14 protein-coding genes are annotated in these 18624 nt (G+C 71.8%); 2 read left to right on the top strand and 12 right to left on the bottom strand.

Annotated features, from left to right (window positions below; genetic code table 11):
* The first annotated feature begins 36 nt into the window (after nucleotides 1–36).
* Complete coding sequence (locus tag DMH12_RS17765) at nucleotides 37–2370, top strand: FtsX-like permease family protein (RefSeq protein WP_125492562.1); 2334 nt, start codon at nucleotides 37–39, stop codon at nucleotides 2368–2370.
* Nucleotides 2371–2395: 25 nt separating this feature from the next.
* Here DMH12_RS17765 and pgi read toward each other — a convergent pair whose 3' ends face one another.
* The 11 genes from pgi to uvrC all read right to left on the bottom strand — a co-directional run bounded on the left by pgi (nucleotide 2396) and on the right by uvrC (nucleotide 16827).
* On the bottom strand, nucleotides 2396–4051 hold the full coding sequence (pgi, locus tag DMH12_RS17760; RefSeq protein ID WP_125492561.1) for a glucose-6-phosphate isomerase: 1656 nt from the start codon (nucleotides 4049–4051) through the stop codon (nucleotides 2396–2398).
* 104 nt (nucleotides 4052–4155) lie between these two features.
* Nucleotides 4156–4491 carry an RNA polymerase-binding protein RbpA gene (locus DMH12_RS17755; protein WP_003976875.1) on the bottom strand — a complete coding sequence of 112 codons (336 nt, stop codon included), beginning with the start codon at nucleotides 4489–4491 and terminating at the stop codon, nucleotides 4156–4158.
* 199 nt (nucleotides 4492–4690) lie between these two features.
* Nucleotides 4691–4921, bottom strand: a complete 231-nt coding sequence (gene secG, locus DMH12_RS17750; RefSeq protein WP_185832380.1) for a preprotein translocase subunit SecG — start codon at nucleotides 4919–4921, stop codon at nucleotides 4691–4693.
* A 119-nt stretch (nucleotides 4922–5040) separates the two neighbouring features.
* Entirely contained in the window at nucleotides 5041–5796 is a 756-nt protein-coding gene (tpiA, locus tag DMH12_RS17745) for a triose-phosphate isomerase (RefSeq protein WP_125492580.1), read from the bottom strand.
* Nucleotides 5797–5835: 39 nt separating this feature from the next.
* Entirely contained in the window at nucleotides 5836–7047 is a 1212-nt protein-coding gene (locus tag DMH12_RS17740) for a phosphoglycerate kinase (RefSeq protein WP_125492559.1), read from the bottom strand.
* Nucleotides 7048–7186: 139 nt separating this feature from the next.
* Nucleotides 7187–8197 (bottom strand): type I glyceraldehyde-3-phosphate dehydrogenase, encoded by a 1011-nt coding sequence (gap, locus tag DMH12_RS17735; protein ID WP_122615080.1) that lies wholly within the window; start codon nucleotides 8195–8197, stop codon nucleotides 7187–7189.
* Between the two features lie 226 nt (nucleotides 8198–8423).
* Entirely contained in the window at nucleotides 8424–11378 is a 2955-nt protein-coding gene (locus tag DMH12_RS17730) for a M14 family metallopeptidase (protein WP_125492558.1), read from the bottom strand.
* 211 nt (nucleotides 11379–11589) lie between these two features.
* The gene (gene whiA, locus DMH12_RS17725; RefSeq protein WP_125492557.1) at nucleotides 11590–12582 is read right to left on the bottom strand and encodes a DNA-binding protein WhiA; all 993 of its coding nucleotides are present in this window, start codon (nucleotides 12580–12582) and stop codon (nucleotides 11590–11592) included.
* Entirely contained in the window at nucleotides 12573–13664 is a 1092-nt protein-coding gene (gene yvcK / locus DMH12_RS17720) for a uridine diphosphate-N-acetylglucosamine-binding protein YvcK (protein WP_125492556.1), read from the bottom strand. Before yvcK ends, whiA begins: the two co-directional genes overlap by 10 nt.
* Complete coding sequence (gene rapZ, locus DMH12_RS17715) at nucleotides 13661–14677, bottom strand: RNase adapter RapZ (RefSeq protein WP_122615077.1); 1017 nt, start codon at nucleotides 14675–14677, stop codon at nucleotides 13661–13663. Before rapZ ends, yvcK begins: the two co-directional genes overlap by 4 nt.
* The gene (gene uvrC, locus DMH12_RS17710) at nucleotides 14674–16827 is read right to left on the bottom strand and encodes an excinuclease ABC subunit UvrC (protein WP_125492555.1); all 2154 of its coding nucleotides are present in this window, start codon (nucleotides 16825–16827) and stop codon (nucleotides 14674–14676) included. Before uvrC ends, rapZ begins: the two co-directional genes overlap by 4 nt.
* A 352-nt stretch (nucleotides 16828–17179) precedes the next feature.
* On the opposite strand from uvrC, the gene DMH12_RS17705 reads away from it, so the two are divergent.
* Nucleotides 17180–18130: a hypothetical protein gene (locus DMH12_RS17705; RefSeq protein WP_125492554.1), complete on the top strand. Its 951-nt coding sequence runs from the start codon at nucleotides 17180–17182 to the stop codon at nucleotides 18128–18130.
* A 48-nt stretch (nucleotides 18131–18178) separates the two neighbouring features.
* On the opposite strand, the gene DMH12_RS17700 is transcribed toward DMH12_RS17705, so the two are convergent.
* The gene (locus tag DMH12_RS17700) at nucleotides 18179–18604 is read right to left on the bottom strand and encodes a Rieske (2Fe-2S) protein (protein ID WP_125492553.1); all 426 of its coding nucleotides are present in this window, start codon (nucleotides 18602–18604) and stop codon (nucleotides 18179–18181) included.
* Between the last annotated feature and the right edge of the window lie 20 nt (nucleotides 18605–18624).

Below are 18624 nucleotides of genomic sequence, written 5' to 3'. Positions count from 1 at the left end.
TACGACCACCGCGCGCACCGCGCACCGGAGCTCTGAGTGCGAGCCACCCTGCGCCGGGCCCACTCCGATCTGCGCGCGCACCGGGGCGAGGCGCTGTTCCTCGTCCTCGCCACCGCGGGCATCGTCGCCTCGCTGCTGCTGGCCACGGCCCTGTTCGGGTACGCCACCAACCCCTGGCAGCGCGTCTTCACGCAGGCCCGCGGCGCCCACGTCTGGCTGCACACCGACGGCCGCACCGACACCCGCGAGCTGGCCGGTCTGGACGGCGTCCGGGCCGTCGCCGGCCCCTACCCCACCGCCTCCACGACCGTCGCCGTGCGCGGCACCCGCGCCTCCGTCGAGCTGCGCGGCACCGCCGGGGAACCCGGCGTGGGGCGGCCGCTGCTCACCGCGGGGCGCTGGCTCGACCAGTCGGATCCCGACGGGGTGGTCCTGGAGAGCCGCCTGGCCCGCGCGCTGCTGGCCCAGCCCGGGGACGCCCTCACCCTGCCGGGTACGCCCCGGACCCTGACGGTGCTCGGCATCGCCGACAGCCCCGAGCGCCGCTACCGGCCGGGCGAACAGCCGGGCCTGGTGTGGGCGCCGCCGGGCGGGGTGACCGACCCGGGCGGCCAGGTGATCGGGCTGCGGCTGACCGACCCCGCGGACACGGACTACGTCGTGCAGCGCGCGGTGACCGTGCTGGGCTCCGGGGCGATCGGGCAGGTCTCCACCTGGCAGCAGGCCCGCGCGGAGGCGCAGGGCGACAACCGGCTGCTCGGCCAGGTCCTCGGCCTGTTCGGGCTGGGCGCGCTGCTCGCGGCGGGGTTCGCGGTGCACGGGGCGATCGGCACCCGGATCAGGGGGCATCTGCGGGACATCTCCGTGCTGAAGGCGATCGGCTTCACCCCGGGCCAGGTCGTCCGGGTCTTCCTGCTCCAGCACCTCGCCTACGCCCTGCTCGGGGCGGTGGCCGCCGCCGCGCTCACCCAGGCCCTCGGCAGCCTTGTCCCCGGACGGCTGGGCGACGCGGTCGGCGTGTGGCAGGGGCTGCCCGGACACACCGTCGCCCTGTTCGCCGTACCGGCGGGCGCGGTCCTGTTCATCGGCGCCACCACCGGGCTGGCGGCCTGGCGCGCGGGCCGGGTGCCACCGGTGCCGGTGCCCCGTCCGGCGGCGGCACGGGCCGGTGGGCTGTCGGGCACGGCCCGCCGCGCCCTGGGGGTGCGCGGATTCAGGGTGCGCGGGGTGCGGGGGCGTGAGGGTCCGCTCGACATCCGGGTGCCGCCCGCGCTCGTCCTCGGCTGGCACAAGGCGTTCACCCGGCGACCCCGCTCACTCGCCACGGTCGCCCGCCTCACCCTGCCACTGCTGCTGATCGTGGTGGCGATGAGCGCGTGGGCCACGATCGACCGCTTCCACAGCGAGCCGGAGCAGATCGGGCTGCCGACCGCCCTCTCCGTCCGGGCCGACGCCGGACTCGGCGACCGCTCCACCCGTGCCCTGCTGGAGCGCGACCCGGAGGTCTCCGCCGCCTATCCGGGCGTCGAGGTGGCCGCCCTGGTGCCGGGCCAGACCGCGACCATCGCGCTGCGCGGACTCGGCACCCGCGAGGACCCCTACCCGTACGCCCTGGCCGACGGCCGCCGCGCGCAGGGTCCGGACGAGGCGGTGGCCGGGCAGGGGCTGCTCGACCTGCTGGACGTGGAGGTCGGCGACTGGGTGCGGATGACCGTCGGCGACCAGCCGCAGATCCTGCACATCGTGGGCCGCAGCATCGAGCCGGAGAACGCCGGCCGGGTGATCTCCACGTCCCTGGACGCCCTCAGGGAGAACGACCCGCGGCTGAACCCGACCTTCTACCAGGTGCGCCTGGACCCCGGCGCCGACCCGGACGGCGTGGCCGGGCGGCTGGCCGAGGCCGGAGCGGGCCGGCTCGACGTGCACGCCGCGGCCAACCCGGCCGACGGGCTCTCCCCGCTGCGCGGGGTCGTCCTCGGGCTGATCGCCGTGCTCGCCCTGATCGGGCTGATCGAACTGCTCACCGCGATCGGCGGTACCGTCCGCGAGAGCGAACGGGATCTGCTCGCCCTCAAGGCGATCGGTCTGTCCCCGCGCCAGATCACCGGCATCACCGTCGCGGCCACCGGGTACACCGCGCTGGCGGCCGTGCTCCTCGCCACCGCCCTCGGGCTGCCGCTGGCGCACTGGCTGATCGACGCCCAGGGTGCGTCCAGCGGCATCGGCGCGGGGATCGCCCGGTCCCCCTCCCCCGCGTTCCTGGCGCTCCTCGGAACGGCGGCCGTGCTCGGTGCCGCGGCCCTGGCCGCCGTACCGTCGGCCCGGGCGGCCCGCAGACGCCTGGCGGACACGTTGAGCGCGGTGGCCTGACCGAGCCGGGCCACCCGCGCCGTGCTCACCGCCGGCCGCGCAGCTCCCGGTAGGCGGCGACCAGCGCCTGCGTGGAGGCGTCGAGGCCGGGCACCTCCGCCCCTTCCGTGAGCGCCGGTTCGACCCGCTTGGCCAGCACCTTGCCCAGTTCGACGCCCCACTGGTCGAAGGAGTCGACGCCCCAGACCGCGCCCTGTACGAACACCTTGTGCTCGTACAGCGCTACGAGCTGCCCGAGCACCGACGGGGTCAGTTCCCGCGCGAGGATCGTGGTCGTCGGACGGTCGCCCCGGAACGTCTTGTGCGGGACCAGTTCCTCCGGCACTCCCTCGGCGCGCACCTCGTCCGCCGTCTTGCCGAAGGCGAGGGCCTGGGTCTGGGCGAAGAAGTTGGCCATCAGCAGGTCGTGCTGGGCCTTCAGCTGCTCGCTCAGCTCGCCGGCCGGCCGGGCGAAGCCGATGAAGTCCGCCGGGATCAGCTTGGTGCCCTGATGGATCAGCTGGTAGTAGGCGTGCTGCCCGTTCGTGCCGGGCGTGCCCCAGACCACCGGCCCGGTCTGCCACTCCACCTCGCGGCCCTCGCGGTCCACGGACTTGCCGTTGGACTCCATGTCGAGCTGCTGGAGATAGGCGGTGAACTTCGACAGGTAGTGCGAGTACGGCAGCACCGCGTGCGACTGCGCGTCGAGGAAGTTGCCGTACCAGACGCCCAACAGGCCCATCAGCAGGGGCACGTTGGATTCGGCGGGCGCCGTGCGGAAGTGGTCGTCGACGATGCGGAAGCCGTCGAGCATCTCCCGGAAGCGGTCCGGCCCGATGGCGATCATCAGGGACAGGCCGATCGCCGAGTCGTAGGAGTACCGGCCGCCGACCCAGTCCCAGAACTCGAACATGTTGGCCGTGTCGATCCCGAACCCGGAGACCTTCTCCGCGTTGGTCGACAGCGCCACGAAGTGCTTCGCGACGGCCTTCTCGTCACCGTCGTAGGCGTCGAGCAGCCAGGAGCGCGCCGAGGTCGCGTTCGTGATCGTCTCGATGGTCGTGAACGTCTTGGACGCCACGATGAACAGCGTCTCGGCCGGGTCCAGGTCCCGCACCGCCTCGTGCAGGTCCGCGCCGTCCACGTTGGACACGAACCGGAAGGTCAGCGAGCGGTCGGTGAAGGCCCGCAGCGCCTCGTAGGCCATCGCCGGGCCGAGTTCGGAGCCGCCGATGCCGATGTTGACGACGTTGCGGATCCGCCGGCCGCTGTGACCGGTCCACTCGCCGGAGCGCACCTTGTCGGAGAAGGCGGCCATCTTGTCGAGGACGGCGTGCACCTTCGGCACGACGTTCTCGCCGTCGACCTCGACGACCGCGTCCCGCGGGGCGCGCAGCGCGGTGTGCAGGACCGCCCGGTCCTCGGTGATGTTGATCCGCTCGCCGCGGAACATGGCGTCCCGCAGCCCGAACACGCCGGTGGCCGCGGCCAGTTGCCGCAGCAGTCGGAGCGTCTCGTCGGTGACCAGGTGCTTCGAGTGGTCGACGTACAGGTCTCCCACCCGCAGCGACCAGTCCGTGCCACGCCCCGGGTCCGCGGCGAACAACTCGCGCAGCCGCACGTCACCGAGTTGCTCGCGATGCTTCGCCAGCGCGGTCCACTCGGGCGTCTGGTCGAGCCTGGTACGGCCGTCTGCGTTCATGTCGGTCTTCAGCCTTCTTCCTCAGGTGTCCCAGCTGTCCCGGCTGTTCCAACCTAATGGAGCAGAAGTGAAGGCGACCGACGGAGACGGAACTCCGGCAGTTCCTAGATCTCGCCCCGCAGTTTGGCGAGCGCCTCGGCGAGGATGGCCTCGCCGTCCGCGTCGCTGCGGCGTTCGCGCACGTACGCCAGGTGCGTCTTGTAGGGCTCGGTGCGCGGCGGGTCCGGTGGGTTGTCCCGGTCCTGTCCGGCGGGGAAGCCGCAGCGCGGGCAGTCCCAGGTCTCGGGGACCTGGGCGTCGCTCGCGAAGCTCGGCTGTGTCTCGTGTCCGTTGGAGCACCAGAAGGAGATGCGCAGACGCGGCGCGGACTCGCCACGCTCGGCCTCGCCCATCGGCCCCGCCCCGACCCGGCTCCCCCGGATCGCGTTGCCACTTGCCACGGTCGTAACTCCCTGCGTGATGGTGCCGCAAAGCGAGTCGGCGTTCGCTTCGCTGCGAGCGCCTCAGTCTACGTAAGGCCCAACGCGCGTCCAGTGATTGGAGTTACAAGCTCCAGCGCACAGACGCAAGCCCCATGATAGGCGGCGCGGTGAAGCGCGTACCGGACATGGGGCTTTACGTGTACAAGTGCGTGAGGTGTCAGTTGTTCGCCTTCATGAGCAGGCCGAGCACCAGGATGCACGCGAACCACGCCAGACCGACCACCACGGTGATCCGGTCGAGGTTGCGCTCGGCGACGGAGGATCCGCCGACGGACGACTGCATGCCGCCACCGAACATGTCGGAGAGGCCGCCGCCCTTCCCCTTGTGCATCAGCACCAGCAGCATCAGCAGCAGGCTGAAGACGATCAGGGCGATCGAGAACCCCATAACCACGGCTGGACCAACTTCCTCGGCTTCGGATGAACGGCGGGGGCAGGGTGACTGCAGGCCACCATGCCCCCGCAAGGGTACGACGTATCGCCGCTACCGCATACTCACCGGTCGACCTACTGGTCGCGGAAACGGACGATCTTGACGAACTCGTCCGAGTCGAGCGAGGCACCGCCGACCAGGGCGCCGTCGATGTCGGCCTGCGCCATGATCTCGGCGACGTTGCCGGACTTGACCGAGCCGCCGTACTGGATGCGGACCTTGTCGGCCAGCTCCTGCGTGTACAGCTCGGCGAGCTTGCCGCGGATCGCCGCGCAGACCTCCTGGGCGTCGTCGGCGCCGCAGACCTTGCCGGTGCCGATGGCCCAGACGGGCTCGTAGGCGATCACGATCGACTCGGCCTGCTCGGCCGGGAGGTCCTTGAGACCGCCCTCGACCTGGGCGAGGGTGTGGGCGACGTGGTTGCCCGCCTCGCGGACCTCCAGCTCCTCGCCGACGCACATGATCGGGGTCAGGCCGTGCTTGTAGGCCGCCTTGACCTTGGCGTTGACCTGCTCGTCGGTCTCGGCGTGGTACTGCCGGCGCTCGGAGTGGCCGATCGCCACGTAGGTGCAGCGCAGCTTGGCCAGCATCGCGCCGGAGATCTCGCCGGTGTAGGCGCCTCCGTCGTGGGCGGAGATGTCCTGGGCGCCGTACTTGATCTTGAGCTTGTCGTGCTCGACCAGGGTCTGCACGGAGCGCAGGTCGGTGAAGGGCACGAGGACGGCCACCTCGACGGCGTCGTAGTCCTTGTCCGCGAGGGCGAAGGCGAGCTTCTGGACGTGGGCGATGGCCTCGAGGTGGTTGAGGTTCATCTTCCAGTTGCCCGCCATCAGCGGCGTGCGTCCGGACGGATTGGATGCCATTGCGGGTCAGTCCTCCAGTGCGGCGAGGCCGGGGAGCGTCTTGCCCTCGAGGTATTCGAGGGAGGCGCCGCCGCCGGTCGAGATGTGGCCGAAAGCGTTCTCGTCGAAACCGAGCGTCCGCACGGCCGCGGCGGAGTCGCCGCCGCCGACCACGGTGAAGCCCGGGGCGTCGAGAAGCGCCTGGGCGACCGTCTTGGTGCCCTCGGCGTAGTCGGGGTGCTCGAAGACGCCCATGGGCCCGTTCCAGAAGACGGTGGCGGCGTCGGCGAGCTTGGACGCGTACAGCTTGCGGGACTCGGGGCCGATGTCCAGCCCCATCCGGTCCGCCGGGACGGCGTCCGCGGCGACGGTGTCGGGGTGGGTCGGCGCCTTCGCCTTGAGGTCGGGGAACTCGGGCGCGACCACGACGTCGACGGGGAGGACCAGCTCGACGCCGGTCTTCTCCGCGCGCTCGATGTACTCCTTGACGGCCGGGATCTGGTCCTCCTGGAGGAGGGAGACGCCGACCTCGTAGCCCTTGGCCTTGAGGAAGGTGTAGGCCATGCCGCCGCCGATGAGGAGCCGGTCGGCCTTGCCGAGCAGCTCGTCGATGACCGCGAGCTTGTCCGAGACCTTGGCTCCGCCGAGGGCGACCACGTACGGGCGCCGGACGTCGTCGGTGAGCTTCTTGAGGACGCCGACCTCGGTGGCGATCAGGTAGCCGGCGTAGTGCGGCAGCCGCTTGGGAAGGTCGAAGACCGAGGCGTGCTTGCGGTGCACGGCGCCGAAGCCGTCGCCCACGTAGACGTCCGCGAGGCCGGCCAGCCGGTCGGCGAAGGCGGCGCGCTCGGCGTCGTCCTTGCTGGTCTCACCGGCGTTGAAGCGCAGGTTCTCCAGCACCGCGACGCCGCCGTCGGCGAGGCCGGACACGGCGGCCTCGGCGGAGGTGCCGACGGTGTCCTCCGCGAAGGCGACGTCGGCGCCGAGCAGCTCACCGAGGCGGGCGGCGGCCGGGGCCAGCGAGTAGACGGGGTCCGGGGCGCCCTTGGGGCGGCCCAGGTGCGAGGCGACGATCACGCGCGCGCCCGCGTCGGCCAGGGCCTTGACGGTGGGCGCCACGGCGCGGATGCGGCCGTCGTCGGTGATGGTGGTGCCGTCCAGCGGCACGTTGAGGTCGGCGCGGACGAATACGCGCTTGCCCGCGACGCCTTCGGAGAGCAGTTCGTCGATCGTCTTCAAGAGGGCTCCTGGGTTCTCGGATCGCTCGTGATCCTACGAGGGCCGGTCACCGCGGACGCGACGCAGGGCCCGGACGGCGCGACGTTGCGCTGCCCGAGCCCTGCTACCGCATGCGAGGTGCCTGCTGAGTCTGAGTCGCTCAGAGCTGCTCGCCGACGAAGACCGTGAGGTCGACGAGGCGGTTCGAGTAGCCCCACTCGTTGTCGTACCAGCCGAGGATCTTCACCGACTTGCCCTCCTGGACCATGGTCAGGGAGGAGTCGAAGGTGCAGGACGCCGGGTCGCCGACGATGTCCGAGGAGACGATCGCGTCCTCGGTGTAGAAGAGGACGCCCTTGAGGTCGCCGTCGTCGGCGGCCTTCTTGAACGCGGCGTTGACCTCGTCCTTGGTGACCTCGCGCTGGAGCTCCACGACCAGGTCGGTGGCCGAGCCGGTGGGGACCGGGACGCGCATCGCGATGCCGTCCAGCTTGCCCTTGAGCTGCGGGAGGACCAGCGCGGTGGCCTTGGCGGCACCCGTGGTGGTCGGGATGATGTTCTCCGCGGCGGCGCGGGCGCGGCGCAGGTCCTTGTGCGGGAAGTCCAGGATGCGCTGGTCGTTCGTGTACGCGTGGACCGTCGTCATCAGGCCCTTGACGATGCCGAAGTTCTCGTCGAGGACCTTGGCCATCGGCGCCACACAGTTGGTGGTGCAGGAGGCGTTGGAGATGACGTGGTGGTTCGCCGGGTCGTACTTGTCCTGGTTGACGCCCATCACGATGGTGATGTCCTCGTCCTTGGCCGGGGCCGAGATGAGGACCTTCTTGGCGCCACCGGCGATGTGCTTCTCGGCGTCGGCCTTCTTGGTGAAGATGCCGGTCGACTCGATCACGACGTCGACGCCCAGCTCACCCCACGGGATGTCGGCCGGGTTGCGCTCCGAGAGGACCTTGATGGTCTTGCCGTCGACGGTGATGGTGTCCTCGGTGTGCGTGACCTCCTGCTTGAGGCGGCCGAGGATGGTGTCGTACTTCAGCAGGTGGGCGGTGGTCGCGGTGTCACCCAGGTCGTTGACAGCCACGATCTCGATGTCTGCACCCTGCTCCAGCAGCGCGCGGAAGTAGTTACGACCGATGCGGCCAAAGCCGTTGATGCCTACGCGGATCGTCACGAACCGATCTCCTCGTTGGTACGCCGGCCCGATGTGCCGGCGAGCTGTATTTGGGATGTCCCCGACCACCCCCGACCCTACCTCTCCGAGGCTTGCGGGGTGACATCGAGACGCCCCATACCCGGCACGGCGGTCCGTACCCGTCAGTAGGGGTACGGACCGCCGTGCGGTACGGGGACCGATCACCCGATTTCGTTACACCGTCCGGTCCCCGCCCGGCCCGGATTCACTCGTCCAGGGCACGCAGCGCCTGCCGGACCAGAGCCGCGCGTGCGGCCGGCTCGGTCAGGTGCTCCAGACCGAAGCCCAGCAGCACCGTGTCGTCCGTGGTGACCGCGCCGTACGTCTGGAACAGGGTCCCGGTGCGGGCCCAGTCCTTCAGGACGGCGGGGCTTCCGGCGGGCGGTCCGGCGACCCGCCAGGCACCCAGCGAGGTCTCGAAGCCCTCGGTGCCGGTGGCCGTGGAACCGACGACCAGCGAGGCCTCGTCGGCGAGGACGCCGCGGCCGCCGCTGCCGGGGTCGGTGACGTAGGCGATCGACACCTCCACGGACTTCCCGGCATAGGCGCTCAGGTCGAACTCGGCCTGCCGCCAGCCCCCGGAGGCGCCGGTGAGGCTGTTCCACTGCCCGGTGGTGCCGGTCGCGGTGCAGCCGTCGTCGGACAGGGTGAGGTAGTGCTCCAGCCAGGGGTGCCCGCCGATGTAGAAGCCGGCCCCGCACTCCGCGGGCACGGCCGTGCCGGTGGCGCCACCGGCCTCGGGGAGCGTGGTCCAGTCGTCGGCGCCGGTGGTGTGCGCCTCGACCAGGGCGTGGTCGTAGCCGCGTTCGGTGTCCCACAGCAGCTGCGTGCGGAGCGTGGGGCGGTCGGCGGCGGTGACACCGGTGAGGTCGATGGTGCGGGTGAGGCGCTTGTAGGCGTCGTCGGTGTGGACGGCGGCGGCCATCCACGCGCCCGCGTAGGGCCCGTACGGGTTGACCGTCCCGGCGAACTGTCCGGCGCCCTCGCTCGCGAACTGGGGATAGGTCTCGGCGGGCAGCTCGTCCGAGGTGACGCTGTAGGTTCCGGCGGCGTCCAGCGGGTTGCCGGGCGCGGCCCCGAACGCGCCGGTGGCTCCGTCGAGCCGTCCGGTGCCGGTGAACCCGGTGGCGCCGGTGGTCGAGGTGCGGGTGTAGGCGCCCAGGTAGTACTGGCTGAAGTCGTCGGAGAGGCTGCCGCCGCCGAGGTCGACGTCGCCGCCCGCCTGCTCACCGGCCTCGATCAGCCGGCCGCCCTCGTTGAGGAAGGCGCGCAGCTGGAGCTGGGTGGCGTTGCCGGGTACCGCGGCGCCCGTGTAGTGGACGACGGTGTCGAAGTGGCCGAGGACGCCGAGCGCGTCGGGCGCGCCCTGCGTGGCGACGTCCCAGACGGCGGCCCGCTTGCCGCTCGCCTTGAGGGCGTCGACGTAGGTCCGGGTCTGCGTGGCCTTCGCGCCCTCCTCGGCGACGACGAGGACGTCCGCGCCGGGCCGCTCCGCGACCTTGTACGTGAAGTGCTCGCTCGCGGTGCGTCTGCCGCCCTTGGTCTCGCCGGTGAACCAGACCTCGACCCGGTCGCCGCGTTCGCCGTGGCCGATCTTGGCGCGGTACTCGTCGAAGTAGAGGTTGTCCTCACCGCCGTACGTCTCGCCGCCCCGCCAGGGCTTCAGCCGCACGTCGTGGGTGCGTCCGCCGTTGACGCGGTACCTCAGTTCCTTGTCGCGCACGGACTTGCGGGCGACGACGGAGACCTCCTGGCCGGCGCCGCGCGCGTAGGACGTGGTGAAGGCGTCCGGGGTGAAGTCGGGGGCGTCGAGGCCGACCGAGGAGGAGGGCCGGTCCGGGTGGGCGGCGCTCTCGGCGACGGAGAGCGCGAAGGGGACGTTCTTCGCGAACTCCTGCTGGATCAGCTTCTCGTCGTCGGGGAAGTTGAAGCCCGACTGGCAGTCGGCCGCGTTCCATTCGTCGTCGGGGTCCTGCTCGGAGACCGTCTGGCAGGTCGACATCTCCGGGGTGAACATCGCCGTGCCGTTGACGTTGGCGGCGTGTCCGTCCGCCTCGCCGTTGGTGGTGTACAGCTCCGAGGAGACCTGCGGGTGGTATCCGGGGATCGCGGAGTTCTCGGGCGTGCCGGCCAGCGCCTTGTAGAGGACGTCGTCCGGGGTGTCGGTGGCCACCTGCCAGCCGACGCCGTAGAGGAGCAGCTCGGCGGCGGAGTGGTAGTTGATGCCGTACGTGAAGCCGATCCGCTTCTGGAAGCGGTCCAGGGCCTTGGTCTCGGGCTCGGAGTTCGGGCCGGCGCCCCGGTAGGTCTGGCTGGTGGGGTTGGGGGACGAGCCCTCGTCGTCGTAGCCCCACTTGTAGGCGAAGTTGCGGTTGAGGTCGACGCCGTCGCCGGTGCCGATGGCGCCGTCGCCGTTGTTGTCGCGCAGGTTCTTGCGCCAGAGGCGGTTGCCGGTGTTCTCGAACGTGTAGTCGTAGCCGTCCGGGTTGGCCGACAGCAGGAACCACAGCTCGGTGGAGTCGACCAGCTTCCTGATCCGCCGGTCCTCGTCGTACTTGTCCAGGTAGTGGTGCATCAGCCGCCGGGTCATCTCCGGGGTGATCCACTCGCGCGCGTGCTGGTTGGACATGTAGAGGACGGAGGGCTTGGAGCCGTCCTTGGACTGCTTCGCGTTCTTGGTGAGCTTGAGCGCGAGGATGTCCTGGCCGTTCACCGTCCTGCCGATGGAGACGACCTTGGTGAGACGGGGGTTCTGCCGGGCGGTCCGCAGGATCTCCTCGCGGAGGCCGCCGCTGCCGCTGTACGGGCGGAAGACGCCGTCGGCGGCGTCCTCGACGCGTTTCTCGGCCCGGCTGGAAAGGGAGTGCTCGGTGAGGTCGACGCCCTGTTTCTCCAGTTTGTCGGCCTGCTGGTCGGTGAGGTAGACCTCCACGGTGGCGGTGCCCCGGTCGGGGACCCGCTCGGTGAGTTCGTGGCCGTCCTGTCCGGCGGCCAGCAGCAGGGGCACCTGCTCCTGGGTGACGTCGGCACGGAAGACCTTCACCTCGTCCGCGTCCGGGGTCTCCGGGCTCGCGGGTTGTGCCTGGGCGACGGGTGCGAAGCCCGCTCCGCCGATCAGGAGCGCGCCGACGGCGAGGATCGATCTCGCTCTTCGTCTCATGAACCCCCCTAGATGGGGCCTGTCTGACAGGCCTGGTTCCGCCACAGTGGCGAACAGATGCCAGGCTCATGACAGCTCATGATCGAGTCAAGGGCGCGGTAAAGACACGTGAAAGCCGGTGCGGGTCACCCAAGTGGGCGCCCGCACCGACTTGTTGACGGCTCGTGTGCGGCGACGTCGGTGCGCGTGCGGCGCACCGGCACGCGTCCGGTCAGCCGACCAGGTTGTCCGCCAACTCCTCGTCGCCGAGGTTGGCGTCCGTGCCGGGGATGCCGAGGTCCGAGGCCCGCTTGTCGGCCATGGCCAGCAGGCGGCGGATGCGGCCCGCGACGGCGTCCTTGGTCAGCGGCGGGTCCGCGAGGGCGCCCAGCTCCTCCAGGGATGCCTGCTTGTGCTCCATGCGGAGCCGGCCGGCGGCCGCGAGGTGCTCCGGCACGTCGTCGGCGAGGATCTCCAGGGCCCGCTGGACCCGGGCGCCCGCCGCGACGGCCGCGCGGGCCGAGCGGCGCAGGTTGGCGTCGTCGAAGTTGGCGAGGCGGTTGGCGGTGGCGCGGACCTCACGGCGCAGCCGCCGCTCCTCCCAGGCCAGCACCGAGTCGTGGGCGCCGAGCCGGGTGAGCAGGGCGCCGATCGCGTCGCCGTCGCGGACGACGACCCGGTCCACGCCGCGCACCTCGCGGGCCTTGGCGGGGATCGAGAGGCGTCGGGCGGCGCCGACCAGGGCGAGCGCGGCCTCGGGACCCGGGCAGGTCACCTCCAGGGAGGAGGAACGGCCGGGCTCGGTGAGCGAGCCGTGCGCCAGGAAGGCGCCGCGCCAGGCGGCCTCGGCGTCGCACGTGGCCCCCGAGACCACCTGCGGCGGCAGGCCGCGGATGGGGCGACCCCGCCCGTCCACCAGGCCGGTCTGCCGGGCCAGCTGGTCACCGCCCGCGACCACCCGAACGACGTAACGCGAGCCGCGCCGCAGCCCGCCCGGCGCCATCACGATCAGCTCCGAGCTGTGCCCGAAGATCTCCAGGATGTCCTGCTTGAGCCTGCGGGCCGCCCGCGCGGTGTCCAGCTCCGCCTCGATCACGATGCGCCCGCTCACCAGGTGAAGGCCGCCGGCGAACCGCAGGATGGCGGATACCTCCGCCTTTCTGCAGCAGGTCCGGGTGACGGGGAGCCGGGAGATCTCGTCCTTCACCGCTGCCGTCATCGCCATGGGCCGATCCTTCCATGCATCCGAAAAATACGGTCGTACGCGGCGGCCAGCAGCTCCGGGTCGTGCCTCGGGGTCCCGTCGGTCCGGGCGACCGGAGCCAGTTCGACCGCGGCGCCGAACCGTTTCGCGGCGTCGGTGAGCGAGTCACGGTCGGGCACGGCGGCCTCGTCGGCCAGCACCACGTCCAGGGCGAGTTTAGGGGCGTGTCGTCCCAAAACCTCCAAATGACGCTGCGGAGAGAACCCCTCGGTTTCTCCGGGCTGGGGGGCGAGGTTGAGGGAGAGGACCCGGCGGGCCTTCGTCTCGGCCAGCGCGTCCAGCAGATCCGGCACGAGCAGGTGCGGGATGACCGAGGAGAACCAGGAGCCCGGGCCGAGCACCACCCAGTCGGCGTCCAGGACGGCGTCCACCGCCTCGGGGACGGCCGGCGGGGCGCCCGGCACCAGGTGCACCGACTGCACCTCACCGGGCGTGAGCGCCACCGTCGCCTGCCCCCGGACGGTGTCCACCTCGTCCGGGCGGCCGGGGTCGTGCCCCCGGACCAGGGCCTGCAGTTCCAGCGGGACGGCGGACATGGGCAGCACCCGCCCGTGTGCGCCGAGCAGCTTGCCGACCAGGTCCAGCGCCTGGACGTGGTCGCCGAGCTGCTCCCACAGGGCGACGATCAGCAGATTGCCGACCGCGTGTTCGTGCAGGTCGCCCTGGGACTGGAAGCGGTGCTGGATGACGCGGGCCCAGGTCTGGCCCCAGTCGTCGTCGCCGCACAGCGCGGCCAGCGCCTTGCGCAGGTCGCCGGGCGGCAGCACGCCCAGCTCGTCGCGGAGGCGCCCGCTGGAGCCGCCGTCGTCGGCCACGGTGACGACGGCGGTCAGGTCGCCGGTGATCCGGCGCAGTGCGGCGAGCGAGGCGGACAGTCCCATGCCGCCGCCGAGGGCGACGACCTTGGGCTGGGCGCCCCGGCGGCGCGGCCTGCCGCCGCGCGCCTGTTCGGGCCGGGCGGCGCGGGTCTCGGCGGTCCTGCCGCCGCGTCCCTCGGGCACCACCCGGCGCAGCCTGCTCAGCCGCGGAGTACGTCCAGTCATTCCCGTCCCATGTCCCGGTGGACGACCACCGTCTCCACGCCCTCGGCGGCGAGCCGGGCGGCGAGCTTCTCCGACATGGCCACGGACCGGTGCTTACCGCCCGTGCAGCCGACGGCGACGGTCACATAGCGCTTGCCCTCCCGACGGTAGCCCGCGGCGATCAGCTGGAGCAGCTCGGCGTAGCGGTCGAGGAACTCCTTGGCGCCCGGCTGGTTGAGGACGTACGAGGAGACCTCCTCGTTCAGGCCGGTGAAGGGGCGCAGCTCCGGGACCCAGTGCGGGTTGGGCAGGAAGCGCATGTCCACGACCAGGTCGGCGTCGACCGGGAGGCCGTACTTGAAGCCGAAGGACATGACGGTGGCCCGCAGCTCGGGCTCCTCCTCACCGGCGAACTGGGCGTCCATCTTGGCGCGCAGCTCGTGCACGTTGAGGCTGGAGGTGTCGATCACCAGGTCGGCGTCGCCGCGCAGCTCGCGCAGGAGCTGCCGCTCGGCGGCGATGCCGTCGACGATGCGGCCGTCGCCCTGGAGGGGGTGCGGGCGGCGCACCGACTCGAAGCGGCGCACCAGCGCGTCGTCGGAGGACTCCAGGAAGACGATCCGCCGGGTGACACCGCGGGTGTCGAGGTCCGCGAGGGATTCGCGCAGGTTGTCGAAGAAGCGCCGGCCGCGGACGTCGACGACGACCGCGATGCGGGCCACGTTGCCCTGCGAGCGGGCGCCGAGCTCCACCATGGTGGGGATCAGCGCGGGCGGCAGGTTGTCGACGACGAACCAGCCGAGGTCCTCCAGACACTTGGCGGCCGTCGAGCGGCCGGCTCCGGACATGCCGGAGATGATCACCAGCTCGGGGATGGCCGCCTCGTGCGCCCCGGCTGTTTCCTTGCCCGTACTCACCTGTGCTCCGTCGTCCTGGCCCGGTCCGGGGCCGGCCGTCTGCGGGCCGGCGTCCTCGCCGGTCGTGCGGTGGGTCTGTTCTCGTCCGGCTGTGGGCCGTGCCTCGTGCTCGGTCATCTCTCCTGCCCCCGTCGTTCGTCCGGGGTGCCCGCGGACACGGGCTCCCCCGGGGCGTCCGCCGTCGTCTCGGGCGCCCCGTCCTCATCCATGATCTCTCCGGTCGCCGTGTTGACGGCGGGCGCGGCCGGGGTGGCCCGGGCGAGGGCCACGGCGACCGTCTCCGCCGTCTTCCGGCCTATGCCGGGCACCTCGCAGATCTGGTCGATCGTCGCCGACCGCAGCTTCTTCACCGAACCGAAGTGCTTGATCAGCGCCTGTTTGCGGGTCTCCCCCAGGCCCGGCACCTCGTCCAGCGGGCTGGAGCGGAAGCGTTTGGCACGCTTGGTGCGCTGATAGGTGATCGCGAAGCGGTGGGCCTCGTCGCGGACCCGCTGGAGCAGGTACAGGCCCTCGCTGGTGCGGGGCAGGACGACCGGGTCGTCCTCGCGGGGCAGCCAGACCTCCTCCAGACGCTTGGCGAGGCCGCAGACGGCGATGTCGTCGATGCCGAGCTCGTCCAGGGCCCGCTGGGCGGCCGCCACCTGCGGCTGTCCGCCGTCGACGACGACGAGCTGGGGCGGGTAGGCGAAGCGCTTGGGGCGGCCGTCGTCGTCCTTGAGGGCCGGCCCGTCCGTGGGGGCGAGGTCGTCGGCGGCGTCGCCGGGCGTGGCGTGGTGGCCGGGGGCGGTGCCGTGGCCGGGGGTCTCGCCGTTGGTGGTGGCCGTCGTGACGCCGCCGTCCTCCCCGTCCGCCCACTCGCCGGTCCGCTCCTTCTCGGCGAGGTAGCGCCGGAAGCGGCGGGTGATGACCTCGTGCATGGAACGGACGTCGTCCTGTCCCCGGAAGCCCTTGATCTGGAACCGGCGGTATTCGCTCTTGCGGGCCAGTCCGTCCTCGAAGACGACCATGGAGGCCACGACGTCGTCGCCCTGGAGGTGGGAGATGTCGTAGCACTCGATCCGCAGCGGGGCGCTGTCGAGATCCAGGGCGTCGGCGATCTCCTCCAGGGCGCGCGAACGCGTCGTCAGGTCGGAGGCGCGCTTGGTCTTGTGCAGAACGAGTGCCTGCTGGGCGTTGCGCTGGACGGTCTCCATCAGCGCCTTCTTGTCGCCGCGCTGCGGGATGCGCAGCGAGACGCCCGAACCCCGGCGGCCGGTCAGCCACTGCTGGACCGGCTCCACCGGATCGGGCAGGGCGGGGACCAGGACCTCCTTGGGAACGGCGTCCCCGCTCTCCTCCCCGTACAACTGCTGGAGGGCGTGTTCCACGAGGGCGCCGGTGGTGATCTCCTCCACCTTGTCGGTGACCCAGCCGCGCTGGCCGCGCACGCGTCCGCCGCGCACGTGGAAGATCTGGACGGCGGCCTCCAGCTCGTCCTCCGCGACCGCGATCAGGTCGGCGTCGGTGGCGTCGGCGAGCACCACCGCGCTCTTCTCCATGGCCTTTTTGAGCGCCCCGATGTCGTCGCGCAGGCGCGCCGCCCGCTCGTACTCCATGTCCTCGGCCGCCTCGCCCATCTTCCGCTCCAGACGGCGCAGATAGGTGCCGGTGCGGCCGGCCATGAAGTCGCAGAACTCCTCGGCCAGCTCCTGGTGGTCCTCGGCGGAGATCCGCTCCACGCAGGGGGCGGAGCACTTGCCGATGTAACCGAGCAGACAGGGGCGGCCGGTGCGGGCGGCGTTCTTGAAGACACCGGCGGAGCAGGTGCGCACCGGGAAGACGCGCAACAGGAGGTCGACCGTGTCGCGGATCGCCCAGGCGTGCCCGTACGGTCCGAAGTAGCGCACGCCCTTCTTCTTGTGGCCGCGCATCACCTGGACGCGCGGGAACTCCTCGTTCATCGTCACCGCGAGGTACGGGTAGCTCTTGTCGTCGCGGTACTTGACGTTGAACCGGGGGTCGTACTCCTTGATCCAGGAGTACTCCAGCTGGAGCGCCTCGACCTCCGTGGACACCACGGTCCACTCCACGGACGCGGCCGTGGTGACCATGGTGCGGGTGCGGGGGTGGAGGTTCGCCAGGTCCTGGAAGTAGTTCGCCAGGCGCTGGCGCAGGCTCTTCGCCTTTCCGACGTAGATCACCCGGCGGTGCTCGTCACGGAACCTGTACACCCCCGGGGAGTCCGGGATCTCACCCGGCCTGGGGCGGTAGCTGGAGGGGTCGGCCATGAGTCACACCCTACTGGCGAGGGCCGACACTCCGGCGGGGCTGTGGACGACGGGGCCGGCCCCTGTGGACGGCCGCCGGGGAAGCCCGGGGAGGACGGTCCGGGGCCGGTCGGTCACGCCGCGTGCCCTCGGGACGGCGGGCCCGTGCGTTCTCGGCCAGGAGCGCGTGACCGTCGGGCGTCAGGTGTTGTCGGGACTAGGTCAACACGCTTCAATGCGGGGGGACTCGGGGCCCTGAAGCACGGCGTACGGATGTGAAGACCGCTGCGCCGCGACCGGGGGAGGGCGGCCCCGGCCGATCCGCGTCGAACGGTCTGACCAGCCGTCGTGAACTTCACAGAAAGGCCCCTGCATGCCGCACGCCACTCAGCACGCGGACGTCGCCACCGCGGAACTCGACTCGGCCCTGCGCGGTGGCCCCTTCCACGTCGCCCTGCGCGCCGCGATCGCCGCTCGCGGACTACCGCTGCAGCGTGTGCAGCACCATCTGTCGCGCCACGGGGTGAAGGTGGGCGTCACCAGCCTGAGCTACTGGCAGCAGGGCGCCCGCCGCCCGCAGCGCCCCGAGTCGCTGCGGGCCGTGCGGGCCCTGGAGGAGATACTCCAGCTGCCCGAGGAATCGCTGATCCGCCTGCTCGCCGAGGCCGAGGAGGACTCCCCCGAGCGACGGCCCGCCGCCCGCTCCTACCGCGCCCATCTGGCGGCTTCCGGCGTCCTGGACCGGCTGCTGGCCGAACTGGACCAGCCGTCGCCGGACAGCGGGGTGCACATCCTCGGCCACCACGAACTGATCCGCGTCGGAGCACACCGGGAACTGGCGGGACGCGAGTCGCACCACATCGTCCGCGCCCACCGCGACGGCGTCGACCGCTTCGTCGCCGTCCACTACGGCGATCCGGGATGCTCTCCCGCGCGGATGACGGTCCACGCGCTGGAGAACTGCCGCACGGGACGCGTCCGCATCCACCACGACACCGGTCTGCTGGTGACCGAGGTGCTCTTCGACACGTGGCTGCGCGCCGGGGACACCCATCTCTTCCGCTACTGCGTGGAGGACGGCACCGCCGGGGTGTCACGGGAGTACGTCCGCGGGTTCGGTTCGGCGGGCGGGCAGTACGCGCTCCAGGTGCGGTTCGACGCCGCGGCGCTGCCGGTGCGCTGCCACCGGTTCACCCAGCACTCGCCGGCGGCCCCGCGCGGCGGCCGGCAGGAGCTGGCCCTCAGCGGCCGGCACCACTCGGTGCACCTGGTGGAGCCGCGGGCGCGGACGGGGATGCTGGGGATCGGGTGGGACTGGGAGTAGGCGGGCGCGGGCGGGCGCGGTGAGCCGGCGGCTCCTCGCCGGCCGCGGTCAGGTCCCGGGGCTCGCGACGATGCGGCCCCGCTTCACCTCGACCGGGAGTTCGATGAGCGGCGCGGTCGCCGGGGCGTGCAGCACCTCGCCGGTCCGGGCGTCGAACTCGCTGCCGTGACAGGGGCAGACCAGTTTCGTGCCCTCCAGCTTCTTGATGGGGCACCCCGCGTGCGTGCAGACCGTGCTGAACGCCCTCAGGGTGCCGTCCTCGGCCCGGCTGACCACCACGTTGCCGTCGGGGTAGAGCTTCGTCGCGCCCTTGGCGACCTCGCCCTCCGCTCCCAGCTCGACGGGCGCGGTGGGCCTGGCCGGGGCGGCGCCGTCGTCGCCAGGTGAGCAGGCGGCCGTCGCGAGTCCGGCGACGGGGGTGAGGGCCGCCGAGCGCAGGACGGTACGGCGGCTCGGGGCGGGGCGGCCAGGCATGGGGTCTCCACTGTTCAGGG

Origin of the sequence: Streptomyces sp. WAC 04229 (assembly GCF_003947455.1) — a bacterium.
Lineage (GTDB): Bacteria > Actinomycetota > Actinomycetes > Streptomycetales > Streptomycetaceae > Streptomyces.
This window is presented reverse-complemented; position numbering and strand designations above follow the sequence as displayed.